The organism is Candidatus Aalborgicola defluviihabitans (genome assembly GCF_016705985.1).
GTDB classification, from domain to species: domain Bacteria; phylum Pseudomonadota; class Gammaproteobacteria; order Burkholderiales; family Burkholderiaceae_C; genus Allorhodoferax; species Allorhodoferax defluviihabitans.
In genome coordinates this window covers 1-24,771 of record NZ_JADJKN010000002.1, presented here as the reverse complement: position 1 = coordinate 24,771, position 24,771 = coordinate 1, and the positions used below count along the sequence as shown (strand labels likewise).

The following is a 24,771-nucleotide window of genomic DNA, read 5'->3' as shown; positions in this document are numbered from 1 at the left end:
TGCTATTTGTGAGCGGAAAAAATCAGAGAGGCACTTTCTTCAGCATTTCCAGACCAATTTTGCCGGCAGCAATTTCGCGCAGTGCGGTCACGCCAGCCTTGTTTTTGCTCTCGATCTTGGGTGTGTGACCCTGGTTGAGCATGCGGGCGCGGTAGGTGGCTGCCAGCACCAATTGGAAACGGTTGGGGATCTGCACCGGGCAGTCTTCTACAGTAATACGGGCCATGGAGTTCTCCGAAAGACTAGGGGATGAGCAATGCTTTGAATGTTTCGGCTCTGGCACGTCGCTGTGCTGCAAATTTGAGCCGCTGGGAGTGAACAATGGCTTTCAGATCAAAAAGCGCACGGTCAAACAACTCGTTAATTATAACGAAGTCGAATTTATCCGCCTGTGCGACCTCAATAGCGGCATTTTTCATGCGTACATCGATTACCTCGGGTGTGTCCTCGCCGCGGCGCTCCAAACGTGAACGCAGTTCTTCCCAGCAGGGGGGCAGAATGAAGACGGAAATCGCGTTGGTGAAGATTCGCTTGACCTGGATGGCACCCTGGTAGTCGATTTCCAGAATTACATCTGCTCCTTGTGCCATACGATCTTCAATGGCGCGTTTGGACGTTCCGTAGCGGTGGTTGTGGACATGGGCCCATTCCAAAAAACCGCCCGCAGTTACCATGGCGTCGAATTCCTGCTCTGACACAAAGAAATATTCGCGCCCATGCTTCTCCTGGCCCCGTGGTGAGCGCGTAGTGTGTGAAACCGATGGCTGAACGTGGGAGTCCAGTTCGAGCAGGGCCTTGACCAGGCTGGATTTTCCTGCCCCGCTGGGAGCGGCGACGACAAAAAGATTTCCGGGGTAGTCCATGCCTTATTCTATGTTCTGCACCTGTTCGCGCATCTGCTCGATCAAAACCTTCATGTCTACGGAAATGTGGGTCAACTCCAGCGCGGCTGATTTTGAACCCAAGGTATTGGCTTCACGGTGCAGTTCCTGAATCAGGAAGTCCAGGCGCTTGCCAATTTCGCCCCCTTGTTGATCAGACGCTCCAATTCGTCCAGGTGCGAGCCCAGGCGGGTGATTTCTTCTGCTACGTCGATGCGGATGGCAAAGGCCGTGGCCTCGGTCAGGGCGCGGTCTTGGGCAGCCTCTGGCAGGGCGGTGCCATCGGCCAGAGCCATGGCTTCCTTCCAGCGGGCCAGAAATTTCTGGCGGTTTTGCTCCACCAATTGCGGGATAAGTGGCACGGCCTGCTGGGCCAGGGTGCGCAGTTGGGCAATGTGCTCCAGCAGCATGGTAGCCAGACGGGCGCCCTCACGCTGACGTGCCCCCAGCAGGGCCTGCAAAGCCTTTTCTGCCACAGGCATGACCTCGGCGCTCCAGTCGTGTGCGCCGGTTTGCTCGGCCGCGCACAGGCGCACGACATCGGCCACACTCAACGGCGTGGCCGCTGGCAGCCAGGCGCGCACGTTGTCTTGTACGGCGTTGAGACGCTGCAGCATCCGTGGGGAGGGGTCGGCCACACTGCCTGCGGCATTGCTTTCAATGGAAGCGCGCACTTCCACCTTACCGCGCTTCAGGCGGCCCACCAGCAGGTCGCGCAGGGCGGGTTCAAACTGGCGCAGGTCTTCCGGCAGTCGGAAAGACAGGTCCAGGAAGCGGCTGTTGACGGATCGGATCTCCAGACCGAGCTGGCCAATAGGGGTTTTCCCCTCTGTGTTTTGTGAGGGCGTAGCCGTGCTGTTCTGTGCACTGGCGTAACCTGTCATGCTGTAAACTGACATTGCGTAATACCGGTTCGTGAAACGAGCCCGAGAATAACCCGGTTCAGACGGATCAGACGAGCGTTCAACTCTTAATTTATGTCGAAGGTCAAGCCAGCACCCCTCCCTCCGGATACCACCATTGGTGGCTATCGCATTATTCGCAAAGTTGCGGCTGGGGATTTGGTTTGGTGTATCTGGCGCTGGACGCCGATGGCCAGCAGGTAGCGGTCAAGGAATATCTGCCTAGCTCGTTGGCCTCTCGGGCACCCGGCGAGATGTTGCCGCAGGTGCTGCCCGAAAAGCTGTCGCTGTACCGCCTGGGCCTCAAGAGTTTCTTCGAAGAAGGGCGTTCGCTGGCGCAAATTTCTCATCCGTCGGTGGTGAGCGTGCTCAATTTCTTCCGCGAAAACGAAACCGTTTACATGGTGATGAACTACCTGGAGGGTGCCGCCCTGCAGGATTTCATCGTGACCGCTCGCGACCTCAAACAGAGCAAAGTGTTCCGGGAGTCGACTATCCGCTCGCTGTTTGACGAAATATTGCGTGGCCTGCGCATCGTGCACCAACACAAGATGCTGCACCTGGACATCAAACCTGCCAATATTTTTATCACTGACGACAACAAATCAGTGCTGATTGACTTTGGCGCTGCCCGTGAAGTGCTCAGTAAAGAAGGCAACTTCATTCGCCCCATGTACACGCCCGGCTTTGCCGCGCCCGAGATGTACCGCCGGGACGCATCCATGGGCCCCTGGACCGACATCTATGCCATTGGCGCCTGCATCTACGCTTGCATGCAGGGCTACCCGCCCAATGAGGCGCCGCAACGTCTGGAGAAGGACCGCATTGCCGTCGCCCTGGCACGGTTGCGCGGAGTGTATTCAGACAATCTGATTGAAGTGGTGGAATGGTGCATGTCGCTGGACCCGTTGTCCAGGCCACAGTCGGTCTTTGCCCTGCAAAAAGAGCTGAGCCGCGAAGGCGAGCGACGCTACACCAAACTGAGTGTCACGGAAAAAGTGCGTATGCAGTTTGACACCATGGTGTCCGACACCAAACGAAGCGTTCTTGGCGTATCCAATGTGGGTGTCAAACCAAAATGACGGCCCCCATGGTCACATTGTTCCCTGCCCCCCGAGGGGGCGTCGACCTCCTTGAGGCGGCTCGGCGGAGGTCCGAATGAAATTTTCTGTATTCCAGATCAGCCGCAAAGGCGGGCGCGAGAAGAACGAAGACCGCATGGGGTATTGCTACACCAAGGCGTCGGGCCTCTTCCTGCTGGCCGATGGCATGGGTGGGCACCCCCAAGGCGAAGTAGCGGCGCAAATTGTGCTGCAAAGCATTTCTGCCCTTTACCAGAAGGAAGCCACCCCGGAGATCGAGGATGTAGGCGCGTTCTTCAACATGGCCATCATGACGGCCCACCGCCAAATCCTGCGTTATGCAGCGGAAAAGCACCTGATGGACACGCCGCGCACCACGCTGGTAGCCGCCATTGTGCAAGGCAACGTGGCCCACTGGGTGCATTGCGGTGATTCGCGCTTGTACTTTGTGCGCCATGGCGAGTTGCTGGTTCGCACGCGGGACCATTCCTACATCGAGCAGCGTCAAGACGCCAAGCCGGACGTGCCACTGCCAGCCAACTTCAACCGCAACGTGCTCTACACCTGCCTGGGTTCACCCACCAAGCCGGTATTTGAAGTGACTGGGCCGGTACCTTTGCAGCAAGGCGACAAGATCCTGTTGTGTTCCGACGGCCTGTGGGGCAGCCTGGACGACTCCGAAATTGTCTTGCAGTTGGGGCAAAGCAGGTCGGCTCTGCCGTGCCCGAGCTGGTGGAGCGGGCCTTGCTGAAGGGGGGCGCCCATAGCGACAACGTGACCGTGATCGCCATGGAATGGGAAACGCCCGATACCTTTGAATCCACCCGGGGTTCCATTTCCACCGACGACATTGACGATGGCGTGTTTGCGTCTACTGTGCAGGCCGGTTGGCTGGATTCCAGTGTGGACGATCTGGATGACGAAGCCATTGAGCGCTCCATCGCCGAGATCAACGAAGCCATTCGCCGCACGGCCTCCCGCAAGGGCTGATTTTTCGCGCAATTTGGCGCGCCTCATCGTTTGCTTGACCCAGGAATCTGCATGACTGAATTTGTTCGCACATCCGCGCGTGCCGCCAACCAACTGCGCCCGGTGCGCATTACCCGTGGCTACACGGTGCATGCTGAGGGCTCGGTGCTGATCGAGTTTGGGGCCACCAAAGTGCTGTGCACCGCTTCAGTGGAAGAGAAAGTGCCACCCCACAAGCGCGGCAGTGGCGAAGGCTGGGTGACCGCCGAATACGGCATGCTCCCCCGCGCTACCCACACCCGCAGCGACCGCGAGGCCGCGCGTGGCAAGCAAAGCGGACGCACCCAAGAGATTCAGCGTCTGATCGGGCGTTCGTTGCGCGCTGTGTTTGATCTGAAAAAGTTGGGTGAGCGCACCATTCAGCTCGACTGCGATGTGTTGCAGGCCGACGGTGGCACCCGCACCGCTGCCATCACTGGCGCCTTTGTGGCCGCGCAGGATGCGGTCAACGGTTTGCTGGCGGCGGGCAAGATCACCCAGTCGCCCATCATCGCCCAAGTGGCAGCGATTTCGGTGGGCATTGTGCAGGGCACGCCGTTGCTGGATCTGGAATACACCGAAGACTCCGCTTGCGATACCGACATGAACGTGGTGATGACCGGTGCCGGCCATTTTGTGGAAGTGCAGGGCACGGCCGAGGGCGCTGCCTTTACCCGCGCGGAGATGGACAAGCTGCTGAGCCTGGCCGAAAAGGGCATCACCGAGCTGATGGTGCCGCAACGGCAGTCACTGTCAAAATAATGCGTATTGTTCTCGCCTCCAACAACCGGGGCAAGCTGGCAGAACTGCAGGCCATGCTGCAACCGCTGGGTTGCACGCTCATTACGCAGGTAGCTTGGACGTGCCCGAGGCGCCCGAACCGCACCGAACCTTTGTAGAAAATGCCCTGGCCAAGGCGCGCAACGCCGCGCATCACACTGGTTTGCCTGCGCTGGCGGATGATGCCGGCCTGTGCGTGGATGCATTTGGCGGTCTGCCCGGCGTGGACACCGCCTACTACGCCACCCAGTTCGGCTACGAAAAAAGGCGATGCCAACAACGTGCGCGCCCTGCTGGAGCAGTTGCAGGGGGTTGACAACCGACGTGCCGCCATGGTGAGCACCCTGGTGGCCGTGCGCTCGGCAGACGACCCCGAGCCGCTGATTGCGGTGGGCCGCGTGGTGGGCGAGATTGCACGCGAGCCGATGGGCACTAATGGTTTTGGGTTTGACCCCATTATGTGGATTCCCGCTTTGGCCAGACCTTTGCCCAGTTGCCCATTGAAGTCAAAAATGCCAACAGCCACCGTGGTAAGTCGTCCCAAGCCATGGCAGCGCTAATCCGCGAACACTGGCTGGGGCAGGCCGCTGCCGGTTAGCAGCATGATTCCGATTGTTCCCGCAGATTCCCAAGCAACCGGCAGCGCGCCCGCGGTCCAGCGGGACATCACCCACTACATGCGCCCTGGCACGCTGCAACTGGCGGCCCTGCCGCCGTTGTCGTTGTATGTGCACCTGCCGTGGTGCATCAAGAAGTGCCCTACTGCGATTTCAACTCCCACGAGAAACCCGGCGGCGAACTGCCCGGAGAAGCGCTATGTGGATGCGCTGATGGCCGATCTGGAAGCCGCCCTGCCGCTGATCTGGGGCGTGGTATCCATAGCATTTTTATTGGCGGAGGCACACCCAGCCTGTTTGCGCCAGAAGCCATTGACCGCTTGCTGGGTGACATTCGCGCCCGCCTGCGCCTGGAGGCCGATTGCGAGATCACGCTGGAAGCCAACCCCGGAACTTTTGAGAAAGACCGTTTCCGCGCTTACCGCCAAGCAGGTGTGACACGCCTGTCCATTGGTGTGCAAAGCTTTAACGATACCCACCTGGCCGCCCTGGGCCGTGTGCACGACCGCGCCCAGGCACTGGCAGCGGTGGAAGAGGCCGCACAGGCCTTTGATACCTTCAACCTGGACATCATGTACGCCCTGCCGGGCCAGACGCAAGAGCAGGTGGGACAAGACATTGCTACGGCCCTGCAATTTGCGCCGCCGCATATTTCCATCTACCACCTCACCATCGAGCCCAACACCTATTTCGCCAAGTACCCGCCCGCCATTCCTGAGGACGACACGGCCTATGCCATGCTGGACCACATCACCGAACTGACTGGTGTGGCGGGGCTGGACCGCTACGAGGTCTCAGCCTACGCAAAGAGTGGCCACCGCTGCAAACACAATCTGAACTACTGGCAGTTTGGCGACTATTTGGGCTTGGGTGCGGGTGCGCACAGCAAACTCAGCTTTGCCCACCGGGTGGTGCGCCAGGTGCGCTTTCGTGATCCGCGCCTGTACATGGACAACGCATTGGCCGGCCACGCGTTGGCGCAGGACGACGAAGTGGCGCGCGCTGAATTGCCCTTTGAATTCATGCTCAACGCTTTGCGCCTGCGCCACGGCTTTGGGCTGCGGGATTTTTCCGAGCGCACTGGCCTGCCGCTAACCGCCATTGCAGCCGCGCTGCAGCAAGCGGAAGCGAAAGGCCTGGTGGAGCGCGACTTTGCACGTGTGCGACCCACGCAACGGGGCTTTGATTTTCTGAGCGACTTGCAGGCGCTTTTTCTGTCCAATGCGCAGTAAACAGGGGGCAACCCGCAGGCGCTTCTCTCATAGGGGGGTGACCTGTGGGATAAGCGGCGCAGTCGCGCCGCTACAGAGTGGTGTTTGGGCAACAAGACCGGTTTAATATTCAGGGATCAAAGTTCAAAGTTTTGATCCCAGTGCTAGCCCGGTGCTAGTCCAAAAAAAATCCGCTACGGTTTAGATAGCGGACTTTCGTTTGTAGTTTTGGTGCCGGAGAGATGAATCGAACACCCGACCTTCTCATTACGAATGAGTAGTTAAGGGTTTTTGGGATAGTCCGGGTAACTTGACGACAATATAAATCAACGAGTTACAGCGATTTTATCGGAGACGAAAGCCGATGACAATTGGCGAATGTCGTCGCCATTGTGCCAGGGCTGTGCCACAGAGTACCAGAGTACCTTTGGCTGGCATCCGTCCGTCAAGATGCTAAAATTTGACGCTATGCCGCTTTAGCTCAGTTGGTAGAGCAAATCCTTCGTAAGGATGAGGTCAACAGTTCGATTCCGTTAAGCGGCACCAAAAACCAAAGTCAATCACCAAAGCCAGAAGGCCGCCTTGTGCGGCTTTTTGCTTTTTTGGCAGATCCTGACACAGTTGTTTGCATGTTTTTGGTTGGCCCAGTAGATGGCAACTGTGTCAGTCGTTCCTTGTTGGCCCCTGCCTAACTTGAATGTAATTGATAACACGGTCTATTGCACACCGGGATGAGCGGGTAGCCGATAGGTGATCTGCCGTCTGCTGGAAATCTAGATTGCCACGGGAGCAAACCACGGAAAGTCGCCATACTGCAAAGTAATTTAGCCATTGCTCCTTATGGTGGGTTCGATATATGATTTAAATGCCAAATCGAGCGTTCGCCAGCCGAACAGCCGATTTGACACGACGGCGCAGTGCAGCGCCAGCAAGATAGCGAACTGAGCACTCCGCTCAGATTCCGCAAACCGATTCCCTTCTTTGCTTACCTCATCAGGGTCAACCAACCCAGGCTGAGCCGCTGCATGCGCCACTTACTTACTTCACTATCCCAAGGAGACAAAGCAATGGCATCAGCAGCTACGAAAACCGGCAATGGAGCGCTACCAACCGGGTTCAAATCACCGTTCGTCCGTGTAGAGCAGGAAGGTAGCCACGATGACCTTCTGGCCGTCGCAGCGACGTTAACAAACAAGACGCTGGCTGAGGTAAAAAGATGGCCGTTACTCTTGGCATGAGAGCGAACGGACCCTTCTATTTCGATGAGGTCTTGTTTCGCAAGGTCTTGTTTAATTTGTCCCCGTTAGCATGCAGTCCGTACCAAGACTTCGTGAGCGGCGCGGCCCTGCCGGACGTTTGCGTGCTGTGCCTGGACTACGATGAGAATGAGGCGGCAAGGCATGTTCTCTTTCATAGAGTTCGGGCGCCCACCCCAGATGGCCAATCATTCTCATACGTGATTGATCCAGCCGGTTGGATCGATGCCAAGCATCAGGTCGACGGATTTGCGACATCTCAACATGCAGCCTGCATGGTTTTGGAAATCACCCAGCGGGCGAACCCAAACGGAAAGAGCCCCAGCGGCAAAGGCAAGTAGGGCGTTACCGCCGAATCCCACAAAGCACGTAGTTTGCGCCCATCCCAGGCGCGGGCTGCGTGCTTTTCCACTTCTGGATTTCCATCACTCAAAGGAGAATTGCCATGAGCGCAGACAGCGTTCCCGCGTCAGCACGGGACAACCAAAACATCAAACCCAGTGGCCCGCCATTGTTCCCGCTCGGGAGGGTCGTCGCAACGCCCGCCGCATTGGCTTTGCTGGAGAAACATGGGGTGGCGTCAGTCACCTTGCTGAATCGCCACCAGTGCGGAGACTGGGGTGACCTTACCAGGCACGACCGGGTGGCGAATGACGCGGCCTTGGTGAATGGAAGTCGGCTGCTCTCTGCGTATGTGGTCAAGGGAGAGCGAGTGTGGATCATTACGGAAGCCGTTGGTGAGGATGGCGTCACGCGGTCGAGTTCGTGCATTTTGCTTCCGCAGGATTACTAGATGTCAACGCGAGAACAGGCACAGCGCCCCCTGCGTGACTTACTACAGCGACTGCCCAAGTTGCCGTTGACGCCCACACAAGATATTGACTTTGCGGGTGCCGACGCGAAGCTATTGGTCGCAATTGCGGACGACGCCGAAACCACCGTCAGCGTCTTGCACCATGGCGTAGGTGCAATTGGCCACCTCCTGGCTCACTCTGCGGTCGTCATCGAGGATGGCACGATTTCTGCCGATTGCATCGAATCGATTGGATTTTTACTAGCTGAAATCAGCGATTTAGGTGCTGGTTGTGTGGTCCTTGCCGCACAGTGCCGACGTGAGATTCATGACTATCAGCCTCAGTTGCTCTGATAGCTCGTATTCACACCGGTCAAGGACTGTTCATGAACATACCCCCAAGATCACCTGCAAGTCATCCCTTTGATTTCGAGCCGACTTTTCACCGCGTCGCGCAGACCAACCAATGGAATAGCTCCATTGCCTGCATTGCGAGCGTCGCGAACAAATCTATTGATGAGGTGCGCCTTGTTGCGGCCAAGCAATCCAAACGGCCCGCCAATGGTCGTTGGTCGGTAACGGGAAAACTGATACCAGAGCTGTTCGATCACTACGACTGGTGGGCTGCATCGCGATACAGGACAGCCAATGCGGTGAACGATCTTCCCGATCTGGCCTTGATTTTGTTGTCGAAAAGCCGGACCACTTTGCATTGTTTCATCGGCAAACATTCCAAGATGGCAAGCTGCCCGTGTGCTACCTGATCAATCCCGCAGACGTACCAGTGGACCAACAGTACGTATTGGACGTGGATGCCGTCATGCCGTGCCAGTACCTGAGCATTTGCTTGATGTCTGAATACATGAAGGACTTCTGGTGATACGAACCCGCGAAGCCCAGACAGTCTTGCCTGCTTCGAAGCAATAGAATTTGGAAGACCGATCATGGATCGAAGAAACACACTCTATTGGCTTGGTGCTGCCGCCCTGGGCGTCAGTTTTCCCGCAGTGGCGTATCAACCCACTGAAAACGTACCGATAAAGTTGACAGTGCCTGAGGAGGCTGGCAGCAAACCCGGTGAACCCCAAGAAATTTCTTGCAGGGTTATCGGTGTCGGCGATGCGGGTTCCAATATTGCTTTGGCCGCATGGTCGAGTGAACCGATTCGAGCAACGCATTGCCGAGCGGGTTTTGCCTGCGTCAGCATGGGATGGCAAAGCATTGAGGCGGTCGTTGAGGCCAACTGGCTTCACCCAGACATTGCACGAATTAGACCAGTACAACTTGGACAGTACGGAGCAGGGGGTAACGTCAACGTGGCACGTGCCGCCGCCCGGAAGCACGAAAATACTCTGCGATCTTTGGTTGACAGTGCAGACGTGGTCATTCTGGTGGCCGGTCTTGGTGGGGGAACTGGAAGCGGCGTCACGCCCATTCTGGCAAGCATGGCGCAGGAAGTCGGTGCACTGGTCTTGGCAATTGTGGTTACACCGTTCCGATGGGAGATTGGACGCTATCCCAATGCTTTTCAAGGCGTCAGGGAATTGGAGCGCGAGTGCCATTACTTGGCGTCCTTGTCGAATCAGGTGGTAGGGGAGGCGATGGGCGAGGATGCCACGCTCGATGATGTGATCACCCAACAGGAGGTTATCGGTACGGCGTGCATTCACAGACTCATGGAAGATGGAAGCCGCTTCTGCATTGACCGCCGCCGTCCAACCTGGCCACTGGAAATGCCCCGTCAACCCCCACAAAGTTGACTGAAACAGCGATTGCGGTACCGAAGCCGCCGTTTGTCACCGGCACCGACCGACAAAACCGGTTCAAAAAGCCACCAAAACGCGCCAGGCCGCGTTATCGACGCTTTCGCCGTGTTGTGTAGCCATTGCCGCCGAAAAGCGCTCAAAAGCGTAGCCAACCGCCGCCACATTTTTGCCCAATGGAAGAAATGTGACTACCCCTACCAACCGCACCAAGACACCCAAAGCAATGCCGTCCAAGCCAATCAACAGCTACACCCTGGCAGCGCAGTCCGCCTCAACGAAGCGCAGCTATGCGCAAGACGTTCGCCACTTCAAGGCCAACGGCGGCAAAGTTCCCGCTACTCCGCAGATGGTTGCGGAGTACATGGCAAAGTTCGGCGGAGTGCTGGCGGTTGCGACGCTGGCCCATCGACTGATTACCATCCACCGGGCGCACACCGACAAGGGGTTTGAGAGTCCCGTCAAAGACCGACTCGTTAAACGAACCATGCAAGGCATATGGCGCACCTTCGAGTGGCACAGAAGCGGGCGAGGGCACTGGTCAAAGATGATCTATTGGAACTGATGGTGATGGTGGCCAAGCAAAAGCCGTTGAAAGCGGCCCGAGACAAGGCGCTTCTCTTGCTGGGGTTCGCCGGTGCCTTTCGACGGTCGGAACTGGTTGCGCTACGCATGGAGGACATCACGCCGCATGCCCACGGCATTGAACTGTTGATTCGTCGTTCCAAGACTGATCAGGAAGGTGAAGGCCGTACCGTATTTGTGCCGCTGGCCAAGTCAGAGGAACGGTGTCCCGTAAAGGCCTTGGATCGATGGCTGGAACTGGCGGGCATAGGGGAGGGGCCTTTGTTCCGTCCGGTCAATCGACACGACCGGGTGGTCAACGGAAAGGCTTTGACGCCGCAGTCCGTGGCGCTGATCGTAAAGTCAGCGGTTGGGAAGTCCAAGGGGGTGGACGCTGCGAAGCTGGTGTCGGGTCATTCGCTACGTGCGGGGTTTGTGACCGAGGCGGCCATGGTAGGTATGCAGACCAGTGCGATCATGGGGCAGACCGGTCACAAGTCCTTGGAGATGCTTTATCGCTATGTACGCCCGGTGCAGAAGCGGCAAATACAGAGCATACTTTGATCCAATCTGCGTAAAACACCAAATGCCTCGCCCATGGCACTGGTGTAGGCGTTAAATTTGGGTTCTTGATGGATGAGGCGGGCTAATGTACATTCACTTGATCCATCGTACAGATGCCATTCCGTAAAGTGAATGATTGGTCTTAAGGATTTTCGTGCGCGAAGGGGAGGGAATCGGATTAGCCGGAGCGGATGGTAAATGGACTCGGACTGCCCAATATTGATGTCTCATCGTTGGGGGTATTGGTTGCCGCCTGAACGTCACATTCGCGCAGTCAGTGACAACGAGTGGTCTTGGTAGGTCGACCCCTACACCCTATGGCGCAATCAGAGGACTATTTGCGAACTTTGGCGGCGCAAGTTTGTTTGCTGCGGGGACTGTCGTGGGCATGGAGACAACGGAGTAGGTGAGATGAAACAACCACAGATTGAGTCAATTACAGGCAGTTATGAAGAGGTATTTCGTGAGTACGAAATCTACATAGCGCCCAATCGCGATCCATATCGAGGCGGATACGAATGGTCCGTTTGTAAGAATGAAAATGAATTCGAGGCAGGTCTTGAATTCTCTATCGACGCGGCGCTGAATAGCGCCAGACTTGCGGTCAACAAAGTCTTGACCGCGGGATAGTTCAATGCTTTCTCTACTCTGTTCTGATGGTCGTTATTTTTCGAATGTTAACTCCCTCCACAATGTGATTTGAGCAGGATGCAATAGCCAGAGCGCAGACTGCGTTGGGCTAGAATTCTCATATTCGCGCCCAGAGTAGCCCCGATCGGTCACTCTGGGCGTGCGCGCTTGTAATCCTGTCGGACTATGGGTCTACGCAACTTTGAAAAGAATAAATGACGGTGCAGAACGCGATTCCGGTGATTGACCTCTTCGCCGGACCGGGGGGGCTTTGCGAGGGATTTTCATCGGTCAACGACGATGAGGGGAACTCGCGTTTTTCCGTAAAGGTTTCCATTGAAAAAGACCCTGTTGCCCACCGTACATTGCATCTGCGAGCCCTTTTTCGTAAGTTCCCAAAGGGCAAAGCTCCCGACATCTATTACGAGTACATCCGCGGCAGCGTGAAGCGCGAAGAATTCTTGGCGCACCCCGAAATCAAAGAAGCCGCTGAAGAAGCCGATCAAGAGGCCCGATGCGCGGAGCTGGGCTTGACACCTCCCGAGGTGGTGGACGGATGGATCAGGGCAGCGCTGGGTCAGCAGAAAAATTGGGTGCTGATTGGCGGGCCGCCTTGCCAAGCGTATTCGCTGGCGGGCCGTTCGCGCCTGCGAGGCAAAAGTCCCAAAGACCTAAAAGCCTTTGAGAGCGACAAGCGGCATTTTCTCTATACGGAGTATCTGCGGATCATCCAGCAGTTCGAGCCATCCGTCTTCGTCATGGAAAACGTCAAAGGAATGCTCAACTCGACACATGGCGGCAGCAGTATTTTTGAGCGGATCATGGGCGACCTTCGCGAGCCTAAAGAGGGCTTGACGTATGAAATCCGGTCTTTGGTGGTCGATGGCGACGAGCTTGAGCCACGCGACTACGTGATCCAGTCAGAAAACTTCGGCATTCCGCAATGTCGCCATCGCGTGATCTTGTTTGGAATTCGGTCCGACGTTGTGAAGAAGACCCCCCAACTCACTCACAATCCGCGCATGTTCTTGTTGAGAAAGGCGTTTCCAAAGATCGACGTGGAGACTGCGCTTTCAGGGATGCCCCCGATTCGTAGCCGTATTTCCAAAGAAGAGGACTCGCACAAGAAGTGGTTGACAGCGTTGCGAAAGACTACGGCCAACTTTGTTCGCTGGCATGTTCCGATTCGAAAGACGATCTTGCCGATCGTCAAAGCGTCCATCGAAACAGCCAAAAGCTACGAGTCGGCTGGCGCGAAGTTCATTCCCACGAAAGTCATCGTCGCGCCCAACATGCCCAAGGAACTAAAGAACTGGTTGTTGGACGAACGTGTTGGAGGGGTGATACAGCATGAAAGCAGAAGCCACATGTTTTCCGACTTACACCGTTACATGTTTGCGTCGAGTTTTGCTCAGGCGCTTAACTACGCGCCGACTCTGCGCAACTTCCCACCCAAGTTATTGCCCGACCATTTAAACGTCGATGCAGAATCGATCCCATTCGTTGATCGCTTTCGCGTGCAGATTAAGAACGCTCCAGCATCCACGGTCGTCGCGCACATCCAGAAGGACGGGCACTACTACATCCATCATGATCCTGCTCAGTGCCGCAGTTTGACGGTGAGGGAGGCCGCAAGGTTGCAGACCTTTCCCGACAACTACTTCTTTGAAGGCAATCGGACGCAACAGTACGGCCAAGTGGGCAACGCGGTTCCGCCGTTGCTCGCGCGGAAAATCGCCAAGGTGATTTTTAAGTTTCTCAATACGTCGTTGCAAAAGTAATTTTCCGCTACGTCTGTTCTGGTAGGCGTGGCGTATTGGAGCACCATGACACCCACCATCGAAACACTCGCACTTGAATTCTCACAACGTCTGCGCAACTACCTCACCGAAGAGCAAATGGTGGATGTCGTTCGGCGAAACCTTGCCGAAACTTCGCCCGGCATCTGTCACTCGCACGACTTTTGCGACGCGAACATGTTTCTCTACGACGTATTCATGAAATGCGGAATGAATCCTGTAGAAGAAGGCGGAATGGATCGCTGGGGCGACTTATGGGATCGCGCTTGGAATACGGCCAAAGGCGCGGGATTCAATGCCGATTGATAACCCACCGCAATCGATGGTGTGGAAGAATCTGTACCGCACAATCGCAAAGGTAGACCACTCGTTCAAGGTGATTTGCGCCCCGTGCTTGGAGACAACGCAATAGTTTGTAGATTGCAGCTAATTTCGCCGAACATAGCATCGCTGTTCATCCAGCTTTCAATACTGGGATCAAGGTGTCCATGGCGTTTGAACTGCGCGTCGCGCACTCCCAAACACACAGGACACGCCAACCGTCAGCATTGAGTTTTTCGATGGCGATCTTGTCACGAACGGTATTGGCAAGCAGCTTGGCTGACCAAAATTCCGCACGTGTGGATGGCTGCTTTGAAAGGCGGCATCCTTCGTGCATGTGCCAGAAGCATCCGTGGACGAATATTGCGATCCTGCGACCAGGCATGACGATATCTGGTGTACCCGGCAAACCCCGGTGATGCAATCTGAAGCGGTAGCCCGCCGAATGCAGCAAGCGTCTTACCAATACTTCGGGCCGTGAATTTTTGGCCTTGATGCCGGACATCATTCGGCTGCGTTCAGCGGGCGGGACGATATCGGCCATAAGTCGCTGCGGTATCTACTTTCCGCCGGGCCTACTTCACTTCGGGGATATTGGTGGTTGCAACGGAGTAGCTCGCGCCCATGACCGCGTCCTTGCACTCAGGGCGTTTGGCCCACTCGGACACCATCTTCCCGCCCGCTGATGCATGGAGCACTTCGTTGACCTCTTTGGCCCACACGGCAATTTGGGCCAAAAGTTCGGGGGAGGCTGCTTGCTTGTTCCATACGCGCTCGAGGTCGATGCGATGGCCGAGCTTCTCGGAAAGCAGCGACACCGTATAGGCCACCACGTTCGCTTGGAAGGCTTGGAACATTGGGCGCAAGAGTTTTTGCGCGTCGCGGTATATCTTGGCCTTGGCGATCATGGCCTTGTACTCTGCGACGGTGGGCAAGGGAGCCTCTTCGCCGTCGGCAGGGGTGAGCCCAGCCATGAAGCGGTCGAAGTTTTTTTGCGAGCCAAGACTGACGATGTCGGGCTTCTTGTCCCATGCGGTGATGTACTTCGCAAGGTCGGTCTTGGTGATGCGCCTGGAGGTGGGAATAGCCTCTTTCAATGCTTTGAGCCTTGCGGGCGTGGTCCCCTCGCGCGTCAGAAGCGTGTTATAGCTGCCCGCGGCTCGCTCATAGAACCATTGGCCTACGCCGTCGGGGCAGAACACCGAGCGCGAGAGCTTTTCGATCTCGACATGGAACGGCTTGTTGGCCGAGAGGTCGGATTGCCGCACTGCGTTTTGGCTGTTGGCATACCGGGAGATGTCCGATACCAGGGCCTCTTCTTTGGCGGAATCGTCATCCCGCATGACGATGATCTTGGCCGGAACGCGCACTCGGCTAAGGTCGGTTTCAGGAAACTTCTTCTTGGTGAAGTAGATCGACGCTGTCGTCTGTCCGCCGTTGACGATTTGGAGGCCTTTGAGCCACAGGATGCCGGTGGAGCCTTCGCCGCCCGCCTTGTCCAGTTCCATCTTGTCGGCGACGATCACGATGCCGTTGTTGTAGGCCATGAACCGCTCTGGGGCGGTGCGCAGGGTGTTTTGAATTCCAGCGTTCACGCCCTTGCCTTTGACGCTCAAAAACGAGCGGACGTTGGCTTCCAGTAAACGGGCTCCGAACTGTTCGTCCAACAGCCGCAGCGCCTCGGCGGGAATCGCGGTTAGCGCATAGTCGTAATCGCTTTCGCCGGGTACATAGACGCAGGGCAAGGGGCCGCCGCATACCAGTTTGAAATCGACGATCAGCTCGTCGCGAGGCTTGCCCTCTGACCAGTGGCGGTGAAGGCGCTGGATGTCCATGACTTCCAGCCGCACAGCCTTGCCGCCTATGTCGCGCGTCTTGAAGCTCTTGGACTTGGCGACCCTGTCGGTGATTACATAGACGCGAATTTGCTCGAGGTCGTCGTAGATGGCTTGCAGGGTCTCGGCCAGCGAGCGCACGTCGCTGGATGGGTCCAGCTTGGGAGCCATCTTGCCTTCGGCGCACAGCGTCAGGAATCGCAGGCATTGCTCGACAGCCGTTTTGGTTTCTGCATCGGGAATGGCCGTGGGCTCTTCGGCGTTGGCGTACAGGCTTACGAAGAGGTCGAGTTGATCGCTTTCTTCCGAAATTGAGTACCCGCTGAGGCGCAGGTTTGCGTTTCCCACTTTGCCCTCGAAGTGGCATTCCACCGGCTCGAAGGTCATGCCGATGTCCGACATGTGCTCCATGACGATGCCGCAGAACACGAGCTCTTCGTAGAGGGCTCCGTCGCGCATTTGCGCTTTGACGGCGCTCTGCGTCTCGCGCAGGAATTCAGACAAATCCATATTCAAATCGCTCCCAGTTGTTTGAGGGCGGCATCGACCCCCACGTTGTCGCCCGGCGCTTTGTCCAAGTCGATTTCATACATGGCCCGCGTGATCCCCGCGGGCGCCGTGCCCGAGGTCAGCCGGGGAATCCCTCGCCGACTTTGACCACCCGGATGTCATTTAAAGCGAATCGGCGGGGATATCGGCCTTCATGGGAGTCAATGTAGCCCGCCGCAAGAAGCCGCTCGGAAAGCAGTCGCGTGGCCTCCGCGTCGCCTTGGATTGCCGCGCGCATGGCCGCGACGAATTCTGGAAGATTCTGCCCGGATTCGACCTGGCGAAACCGGGCACCCGCCAGAAACAAAGGCTGGCGGACCGAATCGTCGAGTTGCTCCAGCGAGCCGATCTTGGCGGGGAAGCCCTTCGCTGAGAGGGTGGCCTTAACTTCCAACGCCCCGGTGCCAATCTCAAAGTCCTGAATCCCGTCGAGCGGGCCGACCCATGACTCGATGGCCTGGGCTGCAGCGACTCCCACGTCGATGATCGCGCCCAAGAGAGCGAGTTCGCCGACTAGGCCAATTTCGGCTTCGGGGCTTAGCGCTTGCGTGCCCTTGCGCATGAACTCTTGCCATGCGCCCACGCGACCGATGCAGACGCGCGCGAGCTGAGCCTCGTCGGCACCCGCGGCCACCGCGTCGTCAATGCCCCGATGACATCGCATGCCATGGCGGCGAAGAGCTCCGGGCTCCCAGCGGACTTGCGGGACAAGGCGATCCAAAGCTTTCCCGCACCCTCGAGGTCGGCGCGCTCAACAGAAAATCCTTGCCCCTCGGGAGCTTGTCGGCGGCGGGAATCTTTGCAGTAGGGAAACCGACCAGCACGGCTTCGGCGTTGTCGGGCGAGCGTCGGCCCGCGCGCACGTCCAGAGGGCCGGACGAAGGCAATGCGATCGAACGCCAGCCGGATTCGGCATCGTCGCCGGAGAGCGACGACCATGCCAAAAGGAAATCTTTACTCGGACGGGCCATATTCTTGCATCCAGTAGAGGAGGTTCACTTCGTATTCGACCCGTATAGCGCTGTCGCTCGACGGGAATGCGATGGCGAATGCCATGATGGGTTTGTCCCAGCCGGGCACGATCAGCTTTTCGGGAAACTTGTCCTTGCCCGCGTAGGGGGAGAGTGGGTACAGGAGCAACAAGCCGCGATCGGCGGGGCCGCCAAGCTGCGCGCGGGCCATGCGGATGCCTTTGCCGCTGGGGATGGATGGGGGCGAGACGCGGCCTCGCGCGGGATCCGGCTTCCACGCGGCGCGGGTGAGCGCCAAGGCTTTGCGCCAAGCATCGTCATCTAGGTCTATGCCTTCGTCCGAGGGGTCGATGAGCACGCCGATTGCGAACTTGGCTTGGTCAACGGGGTGATCGGAATTTTTGGGAGAGTCGGGGGTGCGCATGGGGAATTTCTCGACGCTGATTCCGCCAGAGAATGCATGCGTTTCGCCGATACCGTCGCCCTCAGCCAAAAGAGCGACGCTCCATTGCTTCAACTGGCCAATCTCAACCATCTTGGTGATGAAGTCAGCCAGGACAGGGCCTTTCGCGCTGGTCGCGTTGGGGTGGGTTGCATAGGAGCCCAAGAACGAAAGGACTTTTGTCGCATCGACATCCTTCCAGAGGCTTGAACGCATCCACTTGTCCGCGCTGCCGTCGCGCGCGTATTCGGGGCCGACCACGGTAGGCGCGCCCATGGACGCTAGGAGCGCGTCGGCGGCGGCGAGATTGGCTTCCTGGACTCTTGCGTCTCGGTGGAACAGGATGGTTTGAGGGCGCGTGCCACTGTACGTGAGTGATAGCGTTTGCGAATTGCGCATTTTCAGTGGCGAGGTGATCGTCAGGACTTCGTGCGATTTGACTTTCAGCCCGTATTGCTCAGGCGTGAGACGCGCCTCAGCCATGAAGTCGAATTCTTCGCGCAGCTCTTCGGAAGCGTCGGCGATGTGGCCGAACCAGCTCACCAAATCCGGCGAGGTGTAAAGACGGCAGAGATCAAGGTATCCAGGGCGATAGCCGAACCAGCGGCCCATTTGCATAAGGTGTCGTACATCCTCGTGGTGCGGATGAAATAGCTGATGCAGAGCCCTTCGAGGTCAGGCCCCGAGCGAGTTTGTCACCACCTACGGCGATGACCTTCAACGCCGCGCCGGGAGCGGCGTAGTCAAGCGCGTCTTTGGCGGTGCCATTGATTGAGCGCACTTCGATGTCGCCCATGACAAGCGGCAGGGCAGCCAAAATTTCTTCCCAGCTTGGCATTTCGGACGGTTGCTCGTGGGGAGGCGAGAGCTTGGCGACTTCGTCCCGGGTCGGAATGAAGTCGTCTTCCCATAGCCGCTGCAGTCTGGCGAGAAGCTCCGTCGCGTCGATTCCGCGGGTGATCTTCTGTCGCATGCGCCGCACGGTTTCTTCCACTTGTTCCCGGACCAAATTTTGAACCGCCACAAACCGGGTCGTGTGGATAAACATGGAACTGTGCTGCGAGCCTTGGCCGCGAAGCTCGCGGGCTGCGCACGCCAAGGCAAAGGAGTAGACCGCATCGCGAAGCGACGGCGGAATGGTCTCCTGCCCGTTGTATGTAGGTGTGTGGCTTTTGTTGTGCTTGGGCGGCATCCACCCTGATTCGGTTTGGGGATCGTAGTTATCGACGATGTCGCGGGTCAGCGGCAGAGCGCCAACGCGGCCCTCCTTGGTCATGCGGCCAAAGAGGCGTGCAGGTCCGACGTAGTTCGACGGGGCGGCTAGGTTGATGATGAAGGAGCGCGGGAACAGGTCCGGGCCTTCTTTGGCGGTCGCGCCTTTGTGGTGGATGAAGATGTTGGCGAAGGGCGTGGCGGTGTAGCCCACGTACGCCTTGCGGGTGAACGCGTGCAAGACTTGGCGGATCAGGCTGTTGATCGTTTTTGGTTGGTGTTCTTCGTCGGGGGTGCCGTCTTCGTTGAAAAGCTGCTCGCCCGTGTCCACCGAGGCGTTGTCGGCCTCGTCGTCGATCATCAGAAGCGGCAGCTTGGTGATGAGCTTGCGCCCGTCGTCGATGTCGGTGGCGTCGGCCACGCGTGTTTGAAGCCAATTGAGCAGGGCGGTGAGCACCGTCTTTTGCTTCTTGACCACGAAGAGCCATGGACGCTCTTCTGGCGAGATGCCGTGGAAGCGCTTGGCCGCGACCTTGCTGAAATCGCCGTTGTCGGCGCGGGTGGTGGCGGAATTTGTTTTCAAGTCATCGCCGAAATGGGCGACCCCAATCGCTTTCCCCGCGCCGCGGTCGTCGGTAGTCTCGTAGCCCAAGAAGCCTTCTTCAAGGCGCATTTGAGTTTGCGAGCGCAAATTGTTGTGCATGCCTGCCAAGACTATGATGATTTTGTAGCCCGCATCGGCGGCCTTGCAGATGAGTCCCGAATAGTTGCTGGTTTTTCCGGACTGCACATGGCCGACGACCAGACCGCGGCGATCCCATGCGCCCGACCGCATGGGGTCTTCCAAGAGTTCCAAGATGCTTTCGGTGGCCTCGTCGAGGCCATCGACGACCACATCGGACAGCTTGTCTTCCTGAAAGTCGCGGTAGCGGCGCCAATAAAGCCAGTCGCGCTTTCGCGACGCATTGAGCCAATCGAGGTGGCCCACGTCGTCTTTGAGGGTGGTGGCCTTGCCCATCCAATGGCTGAACCGCTGGATCAAGATGGAGACGGCCTGCTGCTGGTCGACGGGGGAGTGTGCTTTCGGCGGCGAACATGTCGGCGGCCCGCTTCACCTTTTCGGCGATGAAGGTCGGGGTGATCTTGGACTTATCCTTTTCGGTCTTGATGAGCCGTTGCGCGGTGGCGACCACGTTCTCGAGCAATTCGGCCTGCGCGGCTGCGGCTTCTGATTCGATCATGAGTCCAGTCCCAGTTTCGCGACGAGCGCGGGATATTTTTGGAAGGGTTCGGTGCGCAGCAACGACTTGCGGGCCTCTTCGGCGGTCAGCCTCTTGCGCGCAATCAGGTCGTCGAAGAGCACTTGGCCACCTCGACGACGGCCTCGTTGGGCTCGCCTTCGAAGCCGGTGCGCGGCGTTTCTTTGTTTTCGGCGGTGTCGAGCCAGATCCGCTGCACCGGCACCGTTTCTTCAATCACGCGCAGCATGGACTTGACCAACGGGCCAAGAGCTCCGGCGTTGGCAAGCACCGCGGCGACCGAGGGGTGCGTCTCTTCGATCCGGTATCGCATGCCTGCCTTCACCCGTTCGGTACGCCAAGCTTGTTCGATCGGGATGTTGCCTTGCGCGGGCGCGGGAGTTCCGCGATAGGCGAATACGCGGCGGGCCTTCTCGCGAGTGTTTTCAGCCAAGGCCATGAGCCATGGCCGCAGTGAGACGGGAGGGCGAGCGGTCGACCGAGACCAAGCCAACCGCCAGCCACCAGGAGCCGCTCGTTGCGATAGACGTAGAAGCCTTGCTGGGCGGTCCAGCCGGCCGGACCGCTGTTTTCGTCGAATTCGGCGGGAGTCAGCTTGTCCCGGTGCGGCAGGACATGGCACTGGACGGCGACGGAGCCGTAATCGGTCACGTGATGGGTGGTAGGGGAAGACCATGGCTTGGCGGGGTGCCCGGTCATGAACGGGTCCCACGGCGCGACGGCTTGGCTATTCAAGAGCAGTTTGAATTTTGGGCGCGGGCCTTGGATCAGACGATGGAAGACCATGGCCAGATGGGATTCGACGTTGTCGACCAGATCGTTGAAGTTGTCTGCGGTGTATCCGTCGGAGACGATGCGGTCCATCGACTCCCACAAAACCAGAGTGCCCGAGCGTTTGCCTTTCAAGGCGGTCAAGTAGGGCTTGGAGCCCTTGGCTGGTCCCTCGAAAAGGAGCCAATCGCTATCGGGGCGTGCGACCAGTTCTTCCAAGTCCCACCGCAGGCAGCTTTGCACGCCGTCCTTTGTGGAAGCGACCGTGAGCCTGCGGCACTGCGAGAAGGACGCGGTTTTAAGTCCCATGCCGAAACGGCCAAGATCGCGGGCGTCGCGAGCGTCGAGCGGATTTTTGTCGCCAAGGCGCAGGGCACTCTCAAGCTCGCCATCGTCCATGCCGCGCCCATCGTCAAGAATGGAGATGCGGCTATTCGCGCCATCCCACACGAACTCGACGCGGGCCTCGGTCGCGCCCGCGGAAATGCTGTTGTCGACAATGTCAGCCAACGCGGCGGCGGTGGAGTAGCCAAGCCCGCGAAGGGATTCGAGCATGGCGGCGGCGCGCGGCGGCGCGTTGCGAGTTTTTTGCGTCATCGCCAGTACCCCTTGCCGGGCCAAAATTTAAATCCTGAGTCGACCAATTTGCGGATCAACGCTCGCGGGGGAGTCGTGGGAGCTTTGCTGAAATCGATCCAAATGCTATTGTCAGCGCCCTTTTGATCAACCTTCACCGAGGCTCCTAGCACGGTGGCTGCATCTAGAAGCTTTTGCACCGGGACCGACACGGAATTTGGGCGCGTCGCGGGTATATTTGGGTCATCATCAAGGCTCGGAATTATTGCCGGAACAGGAGGCGGTTTGCGCGCGTTTTTCCGTGGCGGTTTGGCGGCGACGGCATCGGCCAGTTCTTTGACCTGCGCCTCGTCTACGGGGTCGTCTGAAGCGCCACCATCCTCGTCTTCGTCGTCCTTGGGGCGCTCGGGCGGGTTGGGGCCATTGAGCGCAGTCAGCAGAGCGTCGAGGCGACCAGGGCGTTTTAGGTGGTGAATGGCTTTGAACTCGATTTGTCTGATGCGCTCGCGCGTGACGCCCATTCGGGTTCCGATTTCGTCCAATGTCATGGCATCGGCCACGCCAATGCCGAATCGCATCCGGAGAATGCTCTCATCTTTTAGTTTGAGCGTTCCGAGAATTTTGTGGACCACTATGGCTAGATCGCGATCTGAGACGATGTCCATCGGGTCCGGCGAAGTGTATTCATCGCGAGCGTCCGTGGCGATCATGGAGTCGATGTCGAGTTCGTGAATTGGCAGAGGCTCGGCTGCGATCTGCATGCAGGCGCCAACCTTGCGCGGGGACAAATCCACGAGTTCAGCAATTTCGGCGATGGTGGGGGCTCTTCCGTTGTCGATTTCAAAGTCGCGCGCGGCATGCTCAATCCGTTGCAGCTTTTCGTGAATGTGGACTGGAACGCGGATGGTCCTGCCTTTGTCCGCGACATATCGGCCCACTTGCTGACGTATCCACCAAGTGGCGTACGTCGAGAACTTGAATCCCCGTCTGCATCGCGCGACTGAGCGCGCGGGCAGGTTCATGCTCGGCGATTCGCCTCGATTCGGACAGGTCCAAAAGGTAGGAACCAGACAACCCCAGAGAGCCAAGTGATTCGCGCATGGCTTTGTTAGTTGACGTGGGTTGTATTTCTAGCGATCGGGCGATGGCCCAAAGGCGTTCCGCATTCGCTGCGAATTCGGAAAGTTCATCTTCTGGCGAGCACTCGTCGGAATCTTCCTGCGATCCTTTGTCGCCTTCTGAGTCGTCGTCAGCGCCATCGGCCTTGGTGGGGATTGCATCGTCTTGGTCAACACCCACATCAGGGAGATCTTCCCGAGTCCCTGACGACATCCAGCGAAGTGGCTTTGTTTTGACTTTCACCAATTGGGCGGCTTCGACGACGGCTTCGATTCCAGTGATGGAGACGGCCAGTGCGTCGAGCGCGGCCTCGATGCCTTGCTCCATCGCTTGCCAAGGATGACTTCTTCATCGGCGGTCAGCAGCGCGCCGTGTTGGAAATCTCGCAGGTAAAGGCGCAACGGGTCGTTGCGGCGCGACTCCAGTTCTTCGATGAAAGCAATAGCCTCGTCGATGGCTTGCTCTTCGTCAGGAGATTCGCGCGGGTCGACATGCACCGCGAAGCTATCTTGGTGCGTGGAATATTCATGGCGCTCGTCGGCCTCCGCCCCCAGATCGTTGACGACCATGCACAGCAAGGCCTCGGCATCGGTGTTGGGCGTCTGGTCATCGTTTATCGTCAGGTCTTCGATGGCTTGGCTTGGCACGCTGCCTTCGCGGGCCGCGCGAAGCAGTAGAGCCCGCAGGCGCTCGCGGGCTTCCGCATCGTCCGCTTTGGGCAGAGGCGACGCGCGCTCGGGCAAGAAGGCCTCGAAGTCATCCCAGTCGGCGGAGACGTCGATGGGGGCATGCGCGGAAATCGTATTTTGAACTTCCGATGCGGTGGCCAACACGGTAGGGTCGCCGTTGGGCGTGGAAAGTTCAGCTTCGGCTTCCCACATTGACAGGTCCAGTGTCGCTCCACCCTCGTCGAAGTCCATTGGCTCGACGACATGGACCACCGGATCGGCAGGCCATACGCTCTCAACTTCGTAGTCCGGGGCAGGCTCGTTTAGGGCTGCGTCCAATTTAACGGTTTCAGGCAGTGGCGAAGGCGCGATGTCGGCGGTGGTTTCCAGCTTTGATGTCTGGGGTGGGAGAGTCCCTTCTGGGATGGGTTCCGCGATGCGAATCACATCGTCATTAGCGGGCTCGTCGTCCATTGGAATGGAGTCGTCCGTGGCTATGGCTTGCAATTTTGGGGCAAACGCAGGCTCGAATAGCAACGCAATTTCGCCCAAGCCAGCGGTCATGGCGATGGAGTGTGCGTCATTCCCGTCAGCGTCGCTCAGGAGCGGGTCGGCCCCGGCATCGAGAAGCAGTTTGCAAATGTGGGGCTTATTGCGGGCAGCGGCGAGCATAAGGGGCGTCTGCCCCCCGGAATCGCGGGCGTTGAGGTCGTCGCCACGTTCGATATGGATGCGTACAGCGCTTTCGACTCCCGCCACAACGGCCATTCGAAAGAATCGGCTCAGCGCCAGGTTGAGCTGGCTAACGGAACCGTTCATGCGCGCGCCTGTGCCCGGACCGCCAAGATGGTGATTCTCGACATTTGCGGAGGGTTTCCTGCATCCTCCGGGTTGGGGCGTTGGCTGTAGCCAGACAGCATCATTGTCCCTGCGGCCATATTGGCTCTGTTGAGTTTTGTCCTTACAAATTCTACAGGGGGATGTGCTCAAAATTGAAGTAGAGGTGATGTATTTTCGATGAAAGCAATGGGCTGCCAGCGCTTGAAATCCTTCCTGCACCTTGAGTTCACCAATCATCCAGTTATTGCTAGGATGGCGCTCGCTCGTCGCTAGCATTAGGCCATGCGCTATATGCAAATCCATTCGCAAGGCCAGGCTGCGTCGTCGTCAAATTCAGGACACTTGTCACTCCACTCCA

The 24,771-nt window shown here is 58.0% G+C and carries 24 protein-coding genes, 1 tRNA gene and 5 pseudogenes; 18 read left to right on the top strand and 12 right to left on the bottom strand.

Features of this window, described 5'->3' with window-relative positions:
* Positions 1-22: 22 nt before the first annotated feature.
* The 3 genes and pseudogenes from rpoZ to IPI80_RS00415 all read right to left on the bottom strand — a co-directional run bounded on the left by rpoZ (position 23) and on the right by IPI80_RS00415 (position 1,780).
* A complete protein-coding gene (gene rpoZ, locus IPI80_RS00425) occupies positions 23-226 on the bottom strand; it encodes a DNA-directed RNA polymerase subunit omega (protein ID WP_413856079.1) in 204 nt (67 codons plus the stop codon).
* 16 nt (positions 227-242) lie between these two features.
* On the bottom strand, positions 243-863 hold the full coding sequence (gene gmk, locus IPI80_RS00420; protein ID WP_413856077.1) for a guanylate kinase: 621 nt from the start codon (positions 861-863) through the stop codon (positions 243-245).
* A gap of 3 nt (positions 864-866) precedes the next feature.
* Positions 867-1,780 (bottom strand): annotated as a pseudogene (locus tag IPI80_RS00415) (YicC/YloC family endoribonuclease).
* A gap of 78 nt (positions 1,781-1,858) precedes the next feature.
* Here IPI80_RS00415 and IPI80_RS00410 point away from each other — a divergent pair.
* The 17 genes and pseudogenes from IPI80_RS00410 to IPI80_RS00330 all read left to right on the top strand — a co-directional run bounded on the left by IPI80_RS00410 (position 1,859) and on the right by IPI80_RS00330 (position 14,156).
* Positions 1,859-2,865, top strand: a pseudogene (locus IPI80_RS00410) (serine/threonine protein kinase).
* Positions 2,866-2,941: 76 nt separating this feature from the next.
* Positions 2,942-3,855 (top strand): annotated as a pseudogene (locus tag IPI80_RS00405) (PP2C family protein-serine/threonine phosphatase).
* Positions 3,856-3,906: 51 nt separating this feature from the next.
* Entirely contained in the window at positions 3,907-4,635 is a 729-nt protein-coding gene (rph, locus tag IPI80_RS00400; protein WP_413856075.1) for a ribonuclease PH, read from the top strand.
* Positions 4,635-5,251: pseudogene (rdgB, locus tag IPI80_RS00395) on the top strand (RdgB/HAM1 family non-canonical purine NTP pyrophosphatase). Before rph ends, rdgB begins: the two are co-directional and overlap by 1 nt.
* Positions 5,252-5,392: 141 nt before the next feature.
* Positions 5,393-6,502 carry a radical SAM family heme chaperone HemW gene (hemW, locus tag IPI80_RS00390; protein ID WP_413856073.1) on the top strand — a complete coding sequence of 370 codons (1,110 nt, stop codon included), beginning with the start codon at positions 5,393-5,395 and terminating at the stop codon, positions 6,500-6,502.
* 449 nt (positions 6,503-6,951) lie between these two features.
* A tRNA-Thr gene (locus tag IPI80_RS00385) sits at positions 6,952-7,027 on the top strand.
* Positions 7,028-7,697: 670 nt separating this feature from the next.
* Positions 7,698-8,078 (top strand): hypothetical protein, encoded by a 381-nt coding sequence (locus tag IPI80_RS00380; protein WP_413856071.1) that lies wholly within the window; start codon positions 7,698-7,700, stop codon positions 8,076-8,078.
* 104 nt (positions 8,079-8,182) lie between these two features.
* Positions 8,183-8,530, top strand: coding sequence for a type I restriction endonuclease subunit M (locus tag IPI80_RS00375; RefSeq protein ID WP_413856069.1), 348 nt, complete (start codon positions 8,183-8,185; stop codon positions 8,528-8,530).
* 66 nt (positions 8,531-8,596) lie between these two features.
* Positions 8,597-8,884: a hypothetical protein gene (locus IPI80_RS00370; RefSeq protein ID WP_413856067.1), complete on the top strand. Its 288-nt coding sequence runs from the start codon at positions 8,597-8,599 to the stop codon at positions 8,882-8,884.
* 32 nt (positions 8,885-8,916) lie between these two features.
* On the top strand, positions 8,917-9,294 hold the full coding sequence (locus IPI80_RS00365; RefSeq protein WP_413856065.1) for a hypothetical protein: 378 nt from the start codon (positions 8,917-8,919) through the stop codon (positions 9,292-9,294).
* Positions 9,282-9,410, top strand: a complete 129-nt coding sequence (locus IPI80_RS00360; protein WP_413856063.1) for a hypothetical protein — start codon at positions 9,282-9,284, stop codon at positions 9,408-9,410. Before IPI80_RS00365 ends, IPI80_RS00360 begins: the two co-directional genes overlap by 13 nt.
* 64 nt (positions 9,411-9,474) lie before the next feature.
* Positions 9,475-10,290 carry a hypothetical protein gene (locus IPI80_RS00355; protein ID WP_413856061.1) on the top strand — a complete coding sequence of 272 codons (816 nt, stop codon included), beginning with the start codon at positions 9,475-9,477 and terminating at the stop codon, positions 10,288-10,290.
* Between the two features lie 190 nt (positions 10,291-10,480).
* Positions 10,481-10,858 carry a hypothetical protein gene (locus IPI80_RS00350; RefSeq protein ID WP_413856059.1) on the top strand — a complete coding sequence of 126 codons (378 nt, stop codon included), beginning with the start codon at positions 10,481-10,483 and terminating at the stop codon, positions 10,856-10,858.
* Positions 10,858-11,421 (top strand): site-specific integrase, encoded by a 564-nt coding sequence (locus IPI80_RS00345; protein WP_413857545.1) that lies wholly within the window; start codon positions 10,858-10,860, stop codon positions 11,419-11,421. Before IPI80_RS00350 ends, IPI80_RS00345 begins: the two co-directional genes overlap by 1 nt.
* A gap of 411 nt (positions 11,422-11,832) precedes the next feature.
* Positions 11,833-12,051 carry a hypothetical protein gene (locus IPI80_RS00340; protein WP_413856057.1) on the top strand — a complete coding sequence of 73 codons (219 nt, stop codon included), beginning with the start codon at positions 11,833-11,835 and terminating at the stop codon, positions 12,049-12,051.
* Positions 12,052-12,266: 215 nt separating this feature from the next.
* A complete protein-coding gene (locus IPI80_RS00335; protein WP_413856055.1) occupies positions 12,267-13,832 on the top strand; it encodes a DNA cytosine methyltransferase in 1,566 nt (521 codons plus the stop codon).
* A gap of 45 nt (positions 13,833-13,877) precedes the next feature.
* Positions 13,878-14,156, top strand: a complete 279-nt coding sequence (locus tag IPI80_RS00330; RefSeq protein ID WP_413856053.1) for a hypothetical protein — start codon at positions 13,878-13,880, stop codon at positions 14,154-14,156.
* Positions 14,157-14,304: 148 nt separating this feature from the next.
* On the opposite strand, the gene IPI80_RS00325 is transcribed toward IPI80_RS00330, so the two are convergent.
* The 4 genes and pseudogenes from IPI80_RS00325 to IPI80_RS00310 form a co-directional block, all read right to left on the bottom strand.
* Positions 14,305-14,715 (bottom strand): very short patch repair endonuclease, encoded by a 411-nt coding sequence (locus IPI80_RS00325; protein ID WP_413856051.1) that lies wholly within the window; start codon positions 14,713-14,715, stop codon positions 14,305-14,307.
* 31 nt (positions 14,716-14,746) lie between these two features.
* Positions 14,747-16,516, bottom strand: coding sequence for an AIPR family protein (locus tag IPI80_RS00320; RefSeq protein WP_413856049.1), 1,770 nt, complete (start codon positions 16,514-16,516; stop codon positions 14,747-14,749).
* A gap of 118 nt (positions 16,517-16,634) precedes the next feature.
* The gene (locus IPI80_RS00315) at positions 16,635-17,189 is read right to left on the bottom strand and encodes a PD-(D/E)XK motif protein (protein ID WP_413856047.1); all 555 of its coding nucleotides are present in this window, start codon (positions 17,187-17,189) and stop codon (positions 16,635-16,637) included.
* Positions 17,190-17,509: 320 nt separating this feature from the next.
* Positions 17,510-19,160, bottom strand: a pseudogene (locus tag IPI80_RS00310) (Z1 domain-containing protein).
* 1,030 nt (positions 19,161-20,190) lie between these two features.
* Here IPI80_RS00310 and IPI80_RS00305 point away from each other — a divergent pair.
* The gene (locus tag IPI80_RS00305; protein WP_413856045.1) at positions 20,191-20,412 is read left to right on the top strand and encodes a hypothetical protein; all 222 of its coding nucleotides are present in this window, start codon (positions 20,191-20,193) and stop codon (positions 20,410-20,412) included.
* Between the two features lie 5 nt (positions 20,413-20,417).
* Here the strand turns inward: IPI80_RS00305 and IPI80_RS00300 are convergent, their stop codons facing one another.
* The 5 genes from IPI80_RS00300 to IPI80_RS00280 form a co-directional block, all read right to left on the bottom strand.
* Positions 20,418-20,543, bottom strand: a complete 126-nt coding sequence (locus tag IPI80_RS00300) for a hypothetical protein (RefSeq protein WP_413856043.1) — start codon at positions 20,541-20,543, stop codon at positions 20,418-20,420.
* Positions 20,525-20,752 (bottom strand): hypothetical protein, encoded by a 228-nt coding sequence (locus IPI80_RS00295; protein ID WP_413856041.1) that lies wholly within the window; start codon positions 20,750-20,752, stop codon positions 20,525-20,527. Before IPI80_RS00295 ends, IPI80_RS00300 begins: the two co-directional genes overlap by 19 nt.
* Positions 20,753-20,760: 8 nt before the next feature.
* Positions 20,761-21,807: an ATP-binding protein gene (locus tag IPI80_RS00290; protein ID WP_413856039.1), complete on the bottom strand. Its 1,047-nt coding sequence runs from the start codon at positions 21,805-21,807 to the stop codon at positions 20,761-20,763.
* Positions 21,804-22,808: an RNA polymerase sigma factor RpoD/SigA gene (locus IPI80_RS00285; RefSeq protein ID WP_413856037.1), complete on the bottom strand. Its 1,005-nt coding sequence runs from the start codon at positions 22,806-22,808 to the stop codon at positions 21,804-21,806. The genes IPI80_RS00290 and IPI80_RS00285 overlap by 4 nt, the downstream gene beginning before the upstream one ends.
* Before the next feature lie 336 nt (positions 22,809-23,144).
* Complete coding sequence (locus IPI80_RS00280; protein WP_413856035.1) at positions 23,145-24,650, bottom strand: ankyrin repeat domain-containing protein; 1,506 nt, start codon at positions 24,648-24,650, stop codon at positions 23,145-23,147.
* Positions 24,651-24,771: the final 121 nt, after the last annotated feature.

Excerpts from the sequence above, each read along its gene's own strand:
- IPI80_RS00325 (WP_413856051.1), bottom strand. The coding sequence starts at position 14,715 with ATGGCCGATATCGTCCCGCCCGCTGAACGCAGCCGAATGATGTCCGGC.
- IPI80_RS00280 (WP_413856035.1), bottom strand. The coding sequence starts at position 24,650 with ATGATTGGTGAACTCAAGGTGCAGGAAGGATTTCAAGCGCTGGCAGCC.
- IPI80_RS00375 (WP_413856069.1), top strand. The coding sequence starts at position 8,183 with ATGAGCGCAGACAGCGTTCCCGCGTCAGCACGGGACAACCAAAACATC.
- rpoZ (WP_413856079.1), bottom strand. The coding sequence starts at position 226 with ATGGCCCGTATTACTGTAGAAGACTGCCCGGTGCAGATCCCCAACCGT.
- IPI80_RS00330 (WP_413856053.1), top strand. The coding sequence starts at position 13,878 with ATGACACCCACCATCGAAACACTCGCACTTGAATTCTCACAACGTCTG.
- IPI80_RS00335 (WP_413856055.1), top strand. The coding sequence starts at position 12,267 with ATGACGGTGCAGAACGCGATTCCGGTGATTGACCTCTTCGCCGGACCG.
- IPI80_RS00285 (WP_413856037.1), bottom strand. The coding sequence starts at position 22,808 with ATGAACCTGCCCGCGCGCTCAGTCGCGCGATGCAGACGGGGATTCAAG.
- IPI80_RS00355 (WP_413856061.1), top strand. The coding sequence starts at position 9,475 with ATGGATCGAAGAAACACACTCTATTGGCTTGGTGCTGCCGCCCTGGGC.
- IPI80_RS00320 (WP_413856049.1), bottom strand. The coding sequence starts at position 16,516 with ATGGATTTGTCTGAATTCCTGCGCGAGACGCAGAGCGCCGTCAAAGCG.
- IPI80_RS00295 (WP_413856041.1), bottom strand. The coding sequence starts at position 20,752 with ATGCGATACCGGATCGAAGAGACGCACCCCTCGGTCGCCGCGGTGCTT.
- IPI80_RS00340 (WP_413856057.1), top strand. The coding sequence starts at position 11,833 with ATGAAACAACCACAGATTGAGTCAATTACAGGCAGTTATGAAGAGGTA.
- IPI80_RS00380 (WP_413856071.1), top strand. The coding sequence starts at position 7,698 with ATGGCCGTTACTCTTGGCATGAGAGCGAACGGACCCTTCTATTTCGAT.
- IPI80_RS00345 (WP_413857545.1), top strand. The coding sequence starts at position 10,858 with ATGGTGATGGTGGCCAAGCAAAAGCCGTTGAAAGCGGCCCGAGACAAG.
- IPI80_RS00365 (WP_413856065.1), top strand. The coding sequence starts at position 8,917 with ATGAACATACCCCCAAGATCACCTGCAAGTCATCCCTTTGATTTCGAG.
- gmk (WP_413856077.1), bottom strand. The coding sequence starts at position 863 with ATGGACTACCCCGGAAATCTTTTTGTCGTCGCCGCTCCCAGCGGGGCA.
- IPI80_RS00290 (WP_413856039.1), bottom strand. The coding sequence starts at position 21,807 with ATGACGCAAAAAACTCGCAACGCGCCGCCGCGCGCCGCCGCCATGCTC.
- rph (WP_413856075.1), top strand. The coding sequence starts at position 3,907 with ATGACTGAATTTGTTCGCACATCCGCGCGTGCCGCCAACCAACTGCGC.